11 protein-coding genes and 1 pseudogene are annotated in these 14,492 nt (G+C 61.7%); 3 read left to right on the forward strand and 9 right to left on the reverse strand.

Annotated features, from left to right (window positions below):
- Positions 1 to 38: 38 nt before the first annotated feature.
- Both IB248_RS18105 and IB248_RS18110 read right to left on the reverse strand, forming a co-directional pair.
- A complete protein-coding gene (locus tag IB248_RS18105) occupies positions 39 to 587 on the reverse strand; it encodes an NADPH-dependent FMN reductase (RefSeq protein ID WP_192241497.1) in 549 nt (182 codons plus the stop codon).
- A 43-nt stretch (positions 588 to 630) separates the two neighbouring features.
- Positions 631 to 2,004 carry a GH1 family beta-glucosidase gene (locus IB248_RS18110; protein WP_192241466.1) on the reverse strand — a complete coding sequence of 458 codons (1,374 nt, stop codon included), beginning with the start codon at positions 2,002 to 2,004 and terminating at the stop codon, positions 631 to 633.
- 169 nt (positions 2,005 to 2,173) lie between these two features.
- On the opposite strand from IB248_RS18110, the gene IB248_RS18115 reads away from it, so the two are divergent.
- Complete coding sequence (locus tag IB248_RS18115) at positions 2,174 to 3,139, forward strand: acetylxylan esterase (RefSeq protein ID WP_192241467.1); 966 nt, start codon at positions 2,174 to 2,176, stop codon at positions 3,137 to 3,139.
- Positions 3,136 to 3,864 (forward strand): alpha/beta hydrolase-fold protein, encoded by a 729-nt coding sequence (locus IB248_RS18120; RefSeq protein ID WP_192241468.1) that lies wholly within the window; start codon positions 3,136 to 3,138, stop codon positions 3,862 to 3,864. The genes IB248_RS18115 and IB248_RS18120 overlap by 4 nt, the downstream gene beginning before the upstream one ends.
- Before the next feature lie 17 nt (positions 3,865 to 3,881).
- On the opposite strand, the pseudogene IB248_RS18125 reads toward IB248_RS18120, so the two are convergent.
- The 4 genes and pseudogenes from IB248_RS18125 to IB248_RS18140 all read right to left on the reverse strand — a co-directional run bounded on the left by IB248_RS18125 (position 3,882) and on the right by IB248_RS18140 (position 8,583).
- Positions 3,882 to 5,482, reverse strand: a pseudogene (locus tag IB248_RS18125) (ABC-F family ATP-binding cassette domain-containing protein).
- A gap of 236 nt (positions 5,483 to 5,718) precedes the next feature.
- A complete protein-coding gene (locus IB248_RS18130) occupies positions 5,719 to 6,102 on the reverse strand; it encodes a hypothetical protein (RefSeq protein ID WP_018856540.1) in 384 nt (127 codons plus the stop codon).
- A 126-nt stretch (positions 6,103 to 6,228) separates the two neighbouring features.
- A complete protein-coding gene (locus tag IB248_RS18135) occupies positions 6,229 to 7,416 on the reverse strand; it encodes a Gfo/Idh/MocA family oxidoreductase (RefSeq protein ID WP_018856539.1) in 1,188 nt (395 codons plus the stop codon).
- 114 nt (positions 7,417 to 7,530) lie between these two features.
- Positions 7,531 to 8,583: a sugar phosphate isomerase/epimerase gene (locus IB248_RS18140; protein ID WP_018856538.1), complete on the reverse strand. Its 1,053-nt coding sequence runs from the start codon at positions 8,581 to 8,583 to the stop codon at positions 7,531 to 7,533.
- 285 nt (positions 8,584 to 8,868) lie between these two features.
- Here IB248_RS18140 and IB248_RS18145 point away from each other — a divergent pair, with 285 nt between their 5' ends.
- Positions 8,869 to 10,647 carry a tetratricopeptide repeat protein gene (locus IB248_RS18145; RefSeq protein WP_169682962.1) on the forward strand — a complete coding sequence of 593 codons (1,779 nt, stop codon included), beginning with the start codon at positions 8,869 to 8,871 and terminating at the stop codon, positions 10,645 to 10,647.
- A gap of 64 nt (positions 10,648 to 10,711) precedes the next feature.
- Here IB248_RS18145 and IB248_RS18150 read toward each other — a convergent pair whose 3' ends face one another.
- From IB248_RS18150 to IB248_RS18160, 3 genes are all read right to left on the reverse strand, one after another.
- On the reverse strand, positions 10,712 to 11,659 hold the full coding sequence (locus IB248_RS18150; RefSeq protein WP_016556996.1) for a substrate-binding domain-containing protein: 948 nt from the start codon (positions 11,657 to 11,659) through the stop codon (positions 10,712 to 10,714).
- Positions 11,660 to 11,747: 88 nt separating this feature from the next.
- Positions 11,748 to 12,752 carry an ABC transporter permease gene (locus IB248_RS18155; RefSeq protein WP_025658889.1) on the reverse strand — a complete coding sequence of 335 codons (1,005 nt, stop codon included), beginning with the start codon at positions 12,750 to 12,752 and terminating at the stop codon, positions 11,748 to 11,750.
- An 80-nt stretch (positions 12,753 to 12,832) separates the two neighbouring features.
- Positions 12,833 to 14,356, reverse strand: a complete 1,524-nt coding sequence (locus IB248_RS18160) for a sugar ABC transporter ATP-binding protein (protein WP_192241469.1) — start codon at positions 14,354 to 14,356, stop codon at positions 12,833 to 12,835.
- Positions 14,357 to 14,492 lie beyond the last annotated feature (136 nt).

The raw sequence follows: 14,492 nt of genomic DNA on the forward strand, positions 1-14,492 counted from the left end.
TTGATTACGCAATTTTTTCCGCAACTTGACGGAATGAGTCAGACGCCAACGCGATTGATTGCAGCGCAGAATTTTACAAGCACAGATACGAGAAGCCCGCTTTTCACGGCTTCGGCAAGGACGTCAGATTGTCCGCCATCCGTCTTGCCAAGCAACGAGATCTTTAGAAAAGCCTCGTCGACAAGCCGCAGCGACATCGTCTTCAGTACTTCGGTCAACTGCTCGAGGGCGAAATCGCCGCGATGCGAGGCATGCGCAATCATTGCGGGCTTGAACGGCACTTCGTCGCGGGAAACGAGCCAATCAAGCGCGTTCTTCAATCCCCCGGGCAGGCCATGGGCATATTCCGGACATGCGACGATAATGCCGTTGGCCGCACGGATCTTGGCTGCAAACTCTTCGACGATCGCTGGCGTGTTCTCGCCCTCGCGGTCCGGGTTGAAGATCGGCAGCTCGCCGATCAGCTCGCAGATCTCGACTACGACGCCTGCGGGCGCATTATCCCGCAGGGCTTCGAGCAACCGGCGATTGGTCGAAGCCTTTCGCTGGCTGCCGCAGAGCGCATAGAGGAAGAGCGGCTTTCCCATGCGCACGGTTTAAGCCACGGCGCCGATTCGCGCCATGCGCTCGTCAGCTGCTCTTGTGGTTGCCCTTCGGGAACTGTGCCGCAAGTTCGCTGTACCACTTGCCGCTCTTCTTTACCGTGCGGACCTGGGTCTCGTAATCAACATGCACGAGGCCGAACCGCATCCGGTAGCCCTCGGCCCATTCGAAATTGTCCATCAGGCTCCAGGCGAAGTAGCCGCGCATCGGATACCCGTCCTTGATCAGGTCGGCGACGGTATCGAGGTGCTCGCTGTAATAGTCGAGGCGCGGCTGGTCGTCGACCTCGCCGTTGACGACGTCCATGTTGTAGCAGGCGCCGTTCTCGGTGATGTAGCACTCCGGCAGCTCGTAGCGGCGATAGAGATCCTCGACGACGTTCTTCAGGCCAGGCGCATACACTTCCCAGCCGATATCGGTCTTCACGTCGCTGACGCGTGGCGCCTCGACAGTCCAGGGGAAGTCGCCGTTCTTTGCCGGATCATCAGCAACTCGCAACGGCGTGTAATAGTTGAGGCCCCACCAGTCGAGCTTCTGATTGATGATCTTGAGATCACCCTCTTCCACAACGGGCATGCGCTCGCCGAGTGCTTCCAGGAACTCCTTCGGGTACTCGCCCTTGAAGACCGGATCGAAGAAGGCGCCGTTGTGGAACTGGTGCGCGCGTTCGCCAGCCGCAATGTCGGCAGCGCTGTCGGAGCCCGGCATGACGGACATGGCGTTGAGCACGAGGCCTACAGGCACGTTGGGCGCTTCCGCGCGGATCGCTTCGACGCCGAGGCCATGCGCGAGATTCATGTGGTGCATGGCGTGAAGCGCTGCCTGCATATTGCGTTCGCCCGGCGCATGAATGCCATAGAGATGGCTGAGCCAGACGATGCACCATGGCTCGTTGAAGGTCGCGACGCTATCGAGGCGGTCGCCGAGGCGGGCCATCACTGTCTTGGCGTAGCGCTGGAATGCATAGGTCGTCGAGCGCGCCGTCCAGCCGCCGTCGCCGGCGAGAAGCAGCGGCAGATCCCAATGGTAAAGCGTTGCGAAGGTCTTGATGCCACGCGCCTTGCAGCCATCGACGAGACGATCGTAGAAATCGAGGCCCGCCTCGTTTACCGGGCCGGTACCATCAGGAATGATGCGCGGCCAGGCGATCGAGAAGCGGTAGGCGTCGACGCCCATGGACTTGATGAGATCGAGGTCCTGATCGAGCCTGTTATAGTGATCGCAGGCGACATCGCCATTGTCGCGGTTGAATACGCGACCCGGCATGTTGCAGAAGGCATCCCAGATGGAGGGCTTGCGGCCGTCTGCCTTGGAAGCGCCTTCAATCTGAAACGCCGCCGTCGCAACGCCGAACGTGAAATCGCCCGGGAAGCGGGCAGCAAGGGTCTTCGGATCGATCATGAAAATCCCGTTCTTCATGGTTTCAAGAGGCGGTTTAGCCAAGCGGACCGATGTTGTACAGCGTGGAAATGACAATGCTGTAACGTTTCAGGTTAGCCGTTCCGGGGGCGCCTTGCGCATCAGGCGCTCCCGCCTTGCATTGCGCGCCCTTTCGCGAAACAACCCTCCCATGAGCATTCCCACCACACACCCCTTCGCCTTTAACCCCACCTACGGCATGACCCTTGCCGACCTCCGAGCGATCGTTCCGCCCGAAGCGCCGCCGGGGTTCGATGCGTTCTGGCAGGCCCGATACGAAAGAGCGATCGCCACGGACCCGCAGCCGGTGCTTCGAAAGAGCACCCTGACGCATCCCGACTGGCAGGTCCTCGACATCACCTACACCTCGACCGGTGGATTCGAGATCGGCGGCTGGCTGCTCCTGCCACGGCGGCTGCCGGTGGGCCGCGGATTGGTGGTGGGCCACGGCTATGGCGGCCGCGATGCGCCCGATTTCGACCTGCCTGTCGAGGAAGCTGCCATTTTCTTCCCCTGCGCCCGTGGCCTGTCGCTCAGCGCCCGCCCGCCCATTCCGGCCGATGCGTCGGGGCATGTCCTGCAGGGTATCGACAACCCGAACACCTACATCATCGGCGGCTGCGTCGATGATCTCTGGCTTGCCGTCTCGTCGCTTCTCACACTTTATCCATGGCTCTCAGGCCACATCGGCTACAGCGGCGTCAGCTTCGGCGGCGGCATCGGCGCGCTGGCGATCCCGTTCGATCCGCGCATCGATCGCGGCCACCTCGTCGTCCCGACCTTCGGCGACCGGGAGCTATGGCTGACGCTACCGACCGTCGGCAGCGCAGATTCCGTGCAGACATACCAGACGACACATGGAAGCGTTCTCGAGACCCTGCGGATGTTCGACGCAGCCAGTGCCGCAAGCCGGATCGAGGTGCCGATGCTCGCAGCCGTCGCCCTCTTCGACCCCGCCGTCGCGCCGCCCTGCCAGTTCGCGGTGGCCAACGCCCTTCCGACATCAAAATATAATGAAACCTTCATATTGGATGCGGGGCACTTCGATTATCCCGGCAGCACTGAGCAGAACGCGGTACTGCGCGAGAAAGTCCGAGATTTCTTCAAGGTGTTATGAACCGGGAATATCTGCGCTGGCATAGTCCACGCCTGCATCGCGAGATGGAACTGCTGGTGTTCGGCCATGCCGGCGCCAAGGTCCTGATGTTTCCGACCCGCGAGGGACGTTTCTGGGAATACGAAAGGCTCGGCGTGGTCGAAAGCCTTTCCGACAAGCTGCAAGCCGGCCAGCTGCAGCTCTATTGCATCGAGGAGCTGGCCACAGAGACCTTCTACGGCTTCGACCGGCATCCGGCTGACCGAATCCGCCGCCACACGGCCTTCGAAGACTATATCCTGAACGAAGCCCTGCCGCTGATGGCATCGAATAACGGACATGAGTGCACCATCGTGCATGGCTGCAGCCTCGGCGCCTTCCAGGCCGCCAGCCTGGTCTTCCGGCATCCGCATCTGTTCCGCAAGCTGGTTGCCTTCTCCGGCCGCTACGACCTGACGATCAGGGTCGACTCCTTCGGCGATCTGTTCGACGGCTATTACGACGACACGGTCTATTTCCACACGCCGACGCACTTCCTGCCGGGGCTAAACGGCGGCTGGCAGCTGGATAAGCTGCGCGAGGTCGAGATCGTCCTGACCATCGGTGACGCCGACCCCTTCCTCGACAACAACTATCACCTCAGCCGGCTGCTGGCGGAGAAGCAGGTCGGCCACCAGCTGCATGTCTGGGAAGGCCGCGCTCACCGGGCAGGCGCCTGGCGCAAGATGGCCGGCCTTTACATCTGACCCCGCACCCGGCCCGCCTAGAGAAGAAGCTCTTCGCCAAGCGGAAGCTGAAGCAGACGCAATATGCCGATATTCTCCAGAAACACCTCGTCGTGGCTGACGACAAGCAGCGCTCCGTCATAGGCCTGCAGCCCCGCTTCTACGGCTGCAATGGAATCGATATCCAGATGGTTGGTCGGTTCGTCGAGGATGAGCAGCGGCGGCGGCTTTGCGCCACCGAGAACACAGGCAAGACCGGCGCGCAGCAACTGCCCGCCCGAGAGCGTCGACACCTGCTGCAGGGCGGCATCCGCCCGGAACATGAAACGCGCCAGAGCCGCACGGCAGGCATTCTCATTGGCCTGGGGATTGAGATTGCTAAAATTCTCGCGGATCGACAACGATCGATCGAGCAGACTGACACTCTGATCGAACAGTGAAAAGCCGGTCATGACGGAAACGGTCCCGGACCACGGCTGCAGCACGCCTGTGATCAGCGCCAGCACTGTCGTCTTGCCGGAGCCGTTCGGCCCGGCGATCGCGACGCGATCGGGGCCGGTCATGGCAAAAGAGAGGTTTCGGATGATCGGCGCCTCGGGCCGATAGCCCGCGGTGACGCGCTCCAACCGCAAGACATGCCTGCCGGGCGGCAACCCGGTTGACGCGAGTTGCGCTGAAAAGGGCTGCAGGATCTCGATCCGCTGCCGCCCCGCGGCCGCCTCCTCCATCGCCTCCTCGCGGCGTTTTTCGCCAAGGCGAACCTTGTTGCCGCTGGTGTTTTCCGCCGCCCGCTTGAGGCCACCGGCGACGATACGCGGCATATCGCTTCTTGCCGCCTTCTTGCGGCCGTTGCGATCGCTGCGGGCCTGTCGTTCCGCCGCGACCTGGGCGCTGCGGACCACATCGGCAACACGCCGCTCCGCGTCCGCGAGGTCGTGCTCGGCGGCGGCGAGCTCAAGCGCCTTGCGCACCTGAAAGGCGCTCCAGTTTCCACCATATCGCCGGGCACCGAGGCTGGTGATCTCGACGATCGCATCCATGGTATCGAGCAACTCCCGATCATGGCTGACGACGATGGCGCCGGCGCGCCAGCCGGAAAGCAACGTGATGATAGCCTCCCGCCCATCCCGGTCGAGATTGTTGGTCGGCTCGTCGAGGATCAGGAAATCGGGATCGGAGAAGACGAGGGCCGCAAGACCCACACGCGTCCGCTGGCCGCCGGAAAGCGAGATAAGCAACGTCTCCGGTTCTGCGTCCAGCCCGACGCGTTCGATCGCCGCGGCGATACGCGCCTCGATCGTCCAATCAGCAATGGCGAGTTCGTCGGCAGTGGCGTCGCCAGCTTCGGCGCGGCGAAGGATTGCGAGGCATCACTGGCATCGAAGAGATCGGCGACCGTTGCCCCCTCCTCCACCTGGACCGACTGGCGCAGGATGCCGAGCCGTCCGCCAAAGGCAATGCTGCCGGATTGCGGTTGCAGTTCGCCAGAGACGAGCTTGAGCAGCGTCGTCTTGCCGACACCATTGCGGCCGACAAGACCGGTTCGCTCGGCGCCGAAGCTCAGATCGAGATGGGAAAGAAGGGGTCGCCCGTCAGGCGTGGACCACAAAAGATTGGATAGGGTAATGGATGCAGGCATGGATAAAGGACTCCCGAATGGCAAGGCGAGCTGGCGTTGCGATCGGCGTGGAATCCATTGCTGCACACATCCTGTTGGTATTGGCGATGGCCGCAATCTAGGCGGGCAGAGGGCTGAAATCAAGGCGATATCGGGTGCAACCGCAAACCGGCGAGGGTCCGTGCCTGACCTGGCCACCGTTTGCCGGATAAATCGAAGCGGGCTTGCACTTCGGCGTCTCAATGACGCCGTGTTGGTTAGGGCCCCTTCGCTGCGTCCTTGACCTTCACGGCCATTGTCACTGCGGCATTCACGAGGATTTCGTTGCGCCCACCGCGATTGAGATCCACGCTGCTGGTGAGGTTGGTGATCTGGCAGCTTTCGGCCAGTGCCTGCAGGATGAGATCACATTGCTCGCTAGCCATCGTGTAGAGCCCTTTCTGGGCTGCCTTGATCTGTTCACCGATTTCCTGCCCGACCTCAACAGGCACCGAGAGGGACATCGTCGTCTGCACCTTGACCGTGCCGAGAGCACGCTCGCCGGCATAGAAGTTCGGTGCGCGGTTGGGGACTTCCTGCGACAATGCCGGAAACGCAGCGAGCGCAAACGCGCATGTCAGAACTTTGGCAGAAACTTTCATCGACCATCTCTCCATGTGGTTGCGCGCATTTTCTGCCATAGCATTGTTAAACGACAATGAGCGCGCATCCTAATATTCTAGGAAACGCGCTCATTAGTTGTATCCGTCAGAGTAGTCGAGTGAGGATCAGACCTTGACCCAGGCACCGTTCTTCTTCGAAGAAGCCACACAGGCTTCGACGAAGGCAACGCCCTTCACGCCGTCATCAACGGTCGGGTAAACGACGGCCTTGTCGACCGCCTTGCCCTTCTTGTGCGCGTTGATGGCGTGCGCAGCTTCCGTGTAGATCGTCGCGAAGGCTTCGAGATAGCCCTCCGGGTGACCGGACGGGATGCGCGAAACGCGGGCCGCCGCCGGGCCGGAACCGGCGCCGTTGCGGGTGATCAGGCGCTTCGGCTCGCCGAACGGCGTAAACCACAGATAGTTCGGATCGGCCTGAACCCATTCGAGACCGCCCTTGGTGCCATAGACGCGGACCTTCAGACCGTTCTCATGGCCGGGGGCCACCTGGCTGCACCAGAGCATGCCCTTGGCCGCCTTCTCCGACCCCTTCGCCTTGAAGCGAAGCATAACGTGAGCGTTGTCGTCCAGCCGCCGGCCGGGCACAAAGCTGTCGAGATCAGCAGCCAGGCTGTCGAGTTCGAGGCCTGATACGAAGGACGCGAGGTTATAGGCATGCGTGCCGATATCGCCGGTCGAGCCGCCCGCACCCGACTGCGCCGGGTCGGTGCGCCACACGGCCTGCTTGGCGCCTGTCTGCTCGACGGCCTCGGTCAGCCAATCCTGCGGATATTCGGCCTGGACGATCCGGATGTCGCCGAGTTCGCCATTGGCGATCATCTCGCGTGCCTGGCGAACCATCGGATAGCCGGTGTAGTTGTGCGTGAGGATGAAGAGAGCGCCGCTCTCGTCGGCGACCTTCTTCAGCTTCTTGGCGTCGGCAAGGTTCGAGGTCAGCGGCTTGTCGCAGATGACGTGAATGCCGCGACGCAGGAATTCCTTCGCGGCGTCATAGTGCACATGGTTCGGCGTGACGATCGAAACCGCCTCGATGCCGTTCTTCAGCTTGGCTTCGCGGATCGCCATCTCGCGATAGCTGGAATAGGTGCGCGACGGATCGAGGCCGAGGTCGCGGCCCGATGCAATCGCCTTTTCCGGCGTTGACGACAGCGCGCCTGATATCAGATCGTACTGGTCGTCGATGCGGGCCGCGATGCGGTGAACGGCGCCGATGAACGCGCCGGCACCGCCGCCGACCATGCCGAGACGGATGCGCGGTTCGCGCGCCTGTTCTGTAGATGCTTCAATTGCCATTGGTTCCTCCTGAATTTGCGTAGGGCAGAAACAGCCCTTCCCTCGGTCGGCTGGGGAAGGGAGAGCCCTTCCCGCTGCGTTCCAATCAGCCCTCCTGTCGAGAGGGCCGCGGCCTCAGAGACCGAGCATGCGGCGGTTGGCCGCCTGGTCCGTACCGCCCGCTGCGAAGTCGTCAAACGCCTTCTCGGTGACGCGAATGATGTGCGCCTTGACGAACTCGGCACCTTCGCGGGCGCCATCCTCCGGATGCTTCAGCGCGCATTCCCATTCGACCACGGCCCAGCCGTCGAAGTTGTTGGCCGTCATCTTCGAGAAGACCGCGCCGAAATCGACCTGGCCGTCGCCGAGCGAACGGAAGCGGCCGGCACGCTCGACCCAGCCCTGGTAACCGCCATAGACGCCCTGGCGACCGGTCGGGTTGAACTCGGCATCCTTGACGTGGAACATCTTGATCCGGTCCTTGTAGATGTCGATGTTGTCGAGGTAATCCAGGCACTGCAGCACATAGTGCGACGGATCATAGAGCATGTTGGCGCGCGGATGGTTCTTCACGCGCTCGAGGAACATCTCGAACGTGATACCGTCGTGCAGGTCTTCGCCCGGATGGATTTCGTAGCAGACGTCGACGCCGTTTTCGTCGGCATGGTCGAGGATCGGCGTCCAGCGCTTGGCAAGCTCGTCGAAGGCGGTTTCGACAAGACCGGCCGGGCGCTGCGGCCACGGATAGATGAAGGGCCAGGCGAGCGCGCCGGAGAAGGTCGCATGTGCCTTGATGCCGAGGTGCTTGGACGCCGTCAGCGCCATCTTGACCTGTTCGACAGCCCATTCCTGACGCGCCTTCGGATTGCCGCGCACCTCAGGTGCTGCAAAGCCGTCGAAGGCTTCGTCATAGGCCGGATGCACGGCGACGAGCTGGCCCTGAAGATGGGTGGAAAGCTCGGTGACTTCGACGCCGTTCTTGCGTGCGACGCCGGCGAATTCGTCACAATAATCCTTCGAGGACGCTGCTTTCTTGAGATCGATCAGCTGGCCCGCCCAGGTCGGAACCTGCACGCCCTTGTAGCCGATGTCGGCTGCCCATTTGGTGATCGAATCCCACGAATTGAAAGGCGCGGCATCGCCCGCGAACTGGCCAAGGAACAGGCCTGGACCCTTGATCGTTTTCATGTCAATTCCTCCCTAAAAGATGACCGTAAACGTTTCTGATAGTGTTCTAGCACGCGATTTGAAGTCTGCAAGCCGATTTCGGCGAAACTACAAATCTTCCCCACCGGGCGGAGATCGAAGGCGGCCGACTTAACCACGGTCGGTCTCGGGCTGCAAGATGTACGTACCGCATTTCTCGTCGCCACACCGTCACGATGGGGACGCCGGCCGGCGAACCCATCGCTTCTTACTGCGGTGGACATCGCGCAGTGCCGTGTTACTGTCTTGAAACCAGGAGGGTGGCGCATGACGCGGCGTCTGGCAGCAATCTTGGATGCTGATGTGGTCGGCTTTTCCCGGCTGATGGGCCTTGACGAAAGCGGCACTTTCGCAATGCTGAAAGCGCACAACAGCGAAGTCATTGTCCCCAGCATCGGCAGACATCATGGGCGCGTGGTCAAATTCGTCGGCGACGGCACGTTGGCTGAATTTGCGAGCGTCGTCGATGCCGTCGGCTGTGCCATGGACATCCAGAGAGCATTGCTTGCGCTGAATGAGGCCGTCGAGCCGGATCGGCGCATGTTGTGGCGCATCGGCATCCACGTTGATGATGTGCTGGTCGAAGACGAGGACATCTTCGGCGACGGCGTGAATGTCGCCGCAAGCCTGCAGGCGCTGGCGCCTCCAGGCGGCATCTGCGTCTCCCAGCAGGTCAATGACCAGATCCGGTCGAAGCTTGACTTCAGGGCGATTGATTTCGGCAACCGCAAGCTCAAGAACATCGAGCGACCGATCCGTGTCTGGCGGTGGACGGCGGAAAGCGAACCGCCTCCCTCGCCTGCCGCGCCGAAGGATCCGGTCACAGGCCCCGTCCGCAATCGGCCCTCCATCGCGGTGCTGCCCTTCAGCAACATGTCGAGCATCGAGGGCCAGGAACATTTCTCGGATGGCTTCACGGACGAGCTGATCGCCACGTTGGCGCGCTGTCGCTGGCTGCTGGTCGCAGCCCGTAACTCGTCGTTCAGCTACAAGGGCCGGCAGGCCAATGCGCAACAGGTAGCGGAGGACCTTGGCGTCAAGTACGTGCTGGAAGGCAGCGTGCGCCGCGCGGCAGATCGCGTTCGCGTCACCGCGCAATTGCTGAACGGCACGGATGGCACGCTGCTCTGGGCGGAACGCTACGACCGGACGCTGGCCGACATCTTCGAGGTTCAGGACCAGCTTGCCTCGGAAATCACCGGCACGATCGAGCCGGAACTGGGCTCCATCGAATTCGCCGCCCTTCGTGGCCGCACGGTGTTCGACATGGATGCCTGGGAAATCTACCTGAAGGGCCTCTGGCATCTCTATCGGTTCACGCTTGATGAATTGAAGACCGCCAAGGCGCTCTTCGAGCAGGCAATCAGTATTGACCCGACGTTCGCGCAGGCGCAGGCGCGACTGGCTTATGTTCACATTCAGCTCGGCTGGTATGGCCCCCTCAATGAACGCGCGGAGCGGATCTGCGATGCGATCGAGCTTGCTGAACGCGCGATCATATCCGACCAGAGAGAACCCGCGGCGCACCTCGCCCTGGGAAGGGCGCTGGCGCTTGATGGCGCGACGGAGGCCGGGCTTGTGCATCTGCGCAATGCCTTGCAGCTGGACCAGAGCTTTGCGCAGGCTCACTTCGCGCTCGGTCAGGTCCTCTGCTACGTCGAACGCCCCGCGGAAGGCATAGAGGAGATCAAGGAAGCGTTTCGGCTCAGTCCTCGCGACCCGCATCTGTGGACCTTCCATAACGTTCTCGCCATCGCAAACTATCAATTGGGCAACATGGCGGAAGCGGCCAAGGCAGCGCGCGCATCGCTCCGCTCGCCGAACGCCACCTTCTGGCCAGCGATCTTTCTGGCTGCCGCCCTCGGAAGGGTGGGTGGCGAAACCGACGAGGCGCGAGAAGCAGTTGCGAGGCTTCATCGCTTCCGGCCGGGGATGACCTGCACTGACGCCCGCCGAGAGTTCTATTTCGGCGATAATCCCGTCATGACCGAAGCCTTCATCGACCGCTGCATCACGGACCTCGCCAAGGCCGGCCTGCCGGACTAGCAAGCGACACTGTCAAAGAAAGGCGCCCGTACTGTCGAACGGGCGCCGCATTAGATTCTTCGGATCAGAACGGAGAATCCGGGAAGTAGAAGTCCTTCGCATTGTCCTTCGTGACAAGCGTCGCGTCGAGGACGAAGGTGCCGCGAACCGGAACCTGGCCGTAGAGACCAGCAGCCGTCAGCTCCATGGCCGTGCCAACCATTGCCGGCGGATAAAGAACGTCGACCGGGATCAGCTTGTCGCCGTCCATGACCTTCTTGACCATGTCCTTGGAGCCGGCGCCGGCGACAACATACTTGATGTCGGTACGCTTGGCCTGCTCGATCGCCTGCAGCACGCCGACAGCCATGTCGTCGTCCTGGCACCACACCACGTCGATCTTCGGGTACTTCGTCAGATAGTCCTGCATGACCTTGAAGGCATCGTCGCGGTTCCAGTTACCGTACTGGCGGTCGAGAACCTTGACCTTGGAGCCGGCAATGCCCTTGTCGAAGCCGTCCTGGCGCTGCTGATCGATCGGGATCGGCAGGCCGCGAATGACGACGACTTCGGCGTCCGGCGTCTGCGCAGCGATGTACTTGCCAGCAACTTCACCGAGCGCCGGGTTGTTGCCAGCGACATAAAGGTCACGGACGGTGTCATCGTTGGTCGAGGGCGCACGGTCGACGAGCGCGACGTACTTGCCCTTACCTTTGACTTCCTTGATGGCGTTGACGAGCGGATCCGGATCCGACGGCAGGATGACAAGGGCGTCGATGCCCTGTGTATCAAGGTCCTGCACAGCGTTCGCCTGGCTGGCGGCATCCGGCGAAGTCTTGACGATGACGTTCAGGCCCGGATGCTGTTCCATCAGTTTCTTGGCGATGCGTTCGGCGTGGAACACGACGCCCGAGGTCCAACCATGGTCGGCTGCCGGAATCGAGACGCCGATGGTGAACTTCTTGTCCTGTGCGTATGCGGTACCCGCCAGCGTGACGGCCGCAACCGCAAGACCCAACATGAGTTTGCGCATTCTATTTCCTCCCAATAAACGTCAGGGACTTTTCCTACCCGTCAACCGGACGCCCTGTGATCCCGGCCAATTCCTGGAACCAGTCCGCTTACGATTTGCGGACCAGCGAGCGCTGCACCAGCATGGCGATGATGATGATCGCACCCTGGATCGCACCGATGAGATATTCGCTGATGAAGTTCGACAGCAGCATGATGTTACCGACGAGTTCGAGAATGAAGGCACCGCAGATGGTCCCCCAGACGCGGCCAGCGCCGCCCTTGAGCGCCGTGCCGCCGACGACTACGGCGGTGATCGCCTGCAGTTCCCAGAGAATGCCGGTTGTTGCCGAGGTCGAGCCGAGGCGCGGCACATAAAGCAGCACCGCGATGGCAACGCAGAGCCCCTGGATGACAAAGGCGATCGTGCGCACGCGATTGACCGCAATGCCGGAGTAGCGCGCGACATCACTATTGGAACCGACAGCAACGACATGGCGACCATAGCGCGTGCGGTAGAGAATGAAGGCCGCAACGGCGGTAACTGCCAGGATCACGACGATCGGAACCGGCACGCCGAAAATGTTGCCGAAATAAGCCGGACGGTAAAGCGTCTGGATGTCGGCCGAGCGCAGCGTGATCGCGCCGCCTTGGCTAAGCCATGTCGTCAGGCCGCGATAGATGCCCATGGTGCCGAGCGTGGCGATGAACGGCTCGATCCTGCCGACCGTGGTGATCAGACCATTGGCCAGTCCGCAGAGCGCACCGGCGACGAGCGTAAACACGACCGCGGCCGCCAGCATCAGTGTCGGGTCGGCAATCACGCCGGAATTCATCAAAAGGATCATCAGGCTGGCGACAAAGGCCACCATCGAGCCGACGGACAGATCAAGATCGCCTGCGGAAATCACGAATGTGGCGCCGACAGCGATAATGGCGATAAAGGCGCAGCGCGTCGCGACGTTGGCGAGGTTGGTGATGCCGATAAAGTTCGGATTGACCAGCGCGCCGACGATCAAGAGCAGTATCAGGGCTGCAAAGGGCGCGACCGCCCTGAGATCGATATCCCGCCAGGGGCGACGGCTGATTTCCCTGGTCTCCTCGTTCACACTCATCTCCAAACCAACCTCCCGCCCTCAATTCGATGGGCATCATACCTTTACGGCGCGCCGAGCGCAGCGCCTCCCCGCCACCGTCAGGCGGCTTTCTTCTTCAATCCGGCGGCGTAGCGCATGATCTCCTGCTCGGAAATCTCGTCGCCCTCGAGCACGCCGACGATCCGTCCCTCGCGCATCACCGCGACGCGCGTGCAAAGGCCGATCACCTCCGGCATCTCCGAGGAGACGACAATGATGGATCGACCGTCGCGCGCCAGCGCGGAGATGAAATGATAGATCTGCTGCTTGGTGCCGACGTCGATGCCCCGCGTCGGCTCGTCGATGATGATGATCTCGGGCTCGGTCTCCATGACCTTAGCAAGCAGCAGCTTCTGCTGGTTGCCGCCCGACATACGCCCGGCAACGATGTTGGTGTCGCGAACCCGGATATCAAAGCGCCGCCTTGCCTTGGCGAGCGCCTGCGCCTCGCTGCTCGGGCTGAGATAGCCGTGTCGCGAATGCTGGCCGAGCGATTGCAGCGTCAGATTGGTCATCATACCGGAGCGCAGAAGCAGGCCCTTCGACTTCCGATCCTTCGTCATGTAGGCAAGGCCGGCGCGATTGGCGGCATGTACATCGCCTGACGGAATCGATTCACCGCCAATGTGGACCTCGCCCGCGGCACGGTTCCGAAGCCCGGCGACCGCCTCCATCAGCTCCGTGCGACCGGAGCCAATCATGCCTGAGAAGCCGATGATCTCACCCTTGCGGACCTCGAAGCTGGCATCCTGAACATAACCCGTCGAGACACCTTCGACCCGAAGGACGATTTCTTCGTCGACATTGGGCTCGACCTTGGTCGGATAGAGACTTGAAAGCTCGCGCCCGACCATCAGCTGCGCGATGGATTCGCCGTCGAGCATCGCCGTCGGCGCAGTCTTGACCCACTGGCCATCGCGCAGCACGGTCACCCGGTCGGTGATTTCCATCACCTCGTCGAGCTTATGCGATACGAAGATAAAGCTTGTACCCTTGTCACGCAGCTTGCGCACCTGCCGGAACAGGAAGTTCGTCTCTTCGCGCGAAAGCACGGCTGTCGGTTCATCCATGATGACGACGCGGGCATCGCGACTGATTGCCTTGGCGATTTCCACCATCTGCTTGTCGGCGATCGACAATGTGCCGATGATGGCATTCTCGTCGACATGCGAACCGAGCAGATCGAGTGCCTTGCGGGTCTCGGCGCGCATGTGTTTGCGGTCAAGCACGCCGAACCGCGTGACTTCGCGGCCAAGGAAAAGGCTCTCGGTCACCGTCAGATGTTCGGCAAGATTGAATTCCTGGTGGATGAGAACGATGCCGAGCGCTTCGGCCGCGCCGTTGGCCGGCAAGACGACCGGCTGGCCGTCGAGCAGGATCTCGCCCGAACTCGGCTGCTCGAAACCGGACATGACCTTGACCAAGGTCGATTTGCCCGCGCCGTTTTCACCCATGAGAGCATGGATCTCACCGGCACGCAGATCGAAATTGACACTGAAGAGGACTTGCACGCCGCTGAACGACTTGCAGATGCGCCGCGCGGACAACACCACGGGCGCGGTGTCGGCAGAATCCACACTCATTGACTGATTTCCTCCCTGCGGCTCCCATCCGCTTGAAGCCATATGTAAACCTTTACACGACGTATGTAAAGGTTTACATCATTGTTACACACAGATCTGCAGGTCGGCGCGTTTGACCTCCCGGCAAGTCTGTGTA

The sequence above is a fragment of the Rhizobium sp. RHZ01 genome (assembly GCF_014851595.1).
GTDB classification, from domain to species: Bacteria; Pseudomonadota; Alphaproteobacteria; order Rhizobiales; family Rhizobiaceae; genus Rhizobium; species Rhizobium altiplani.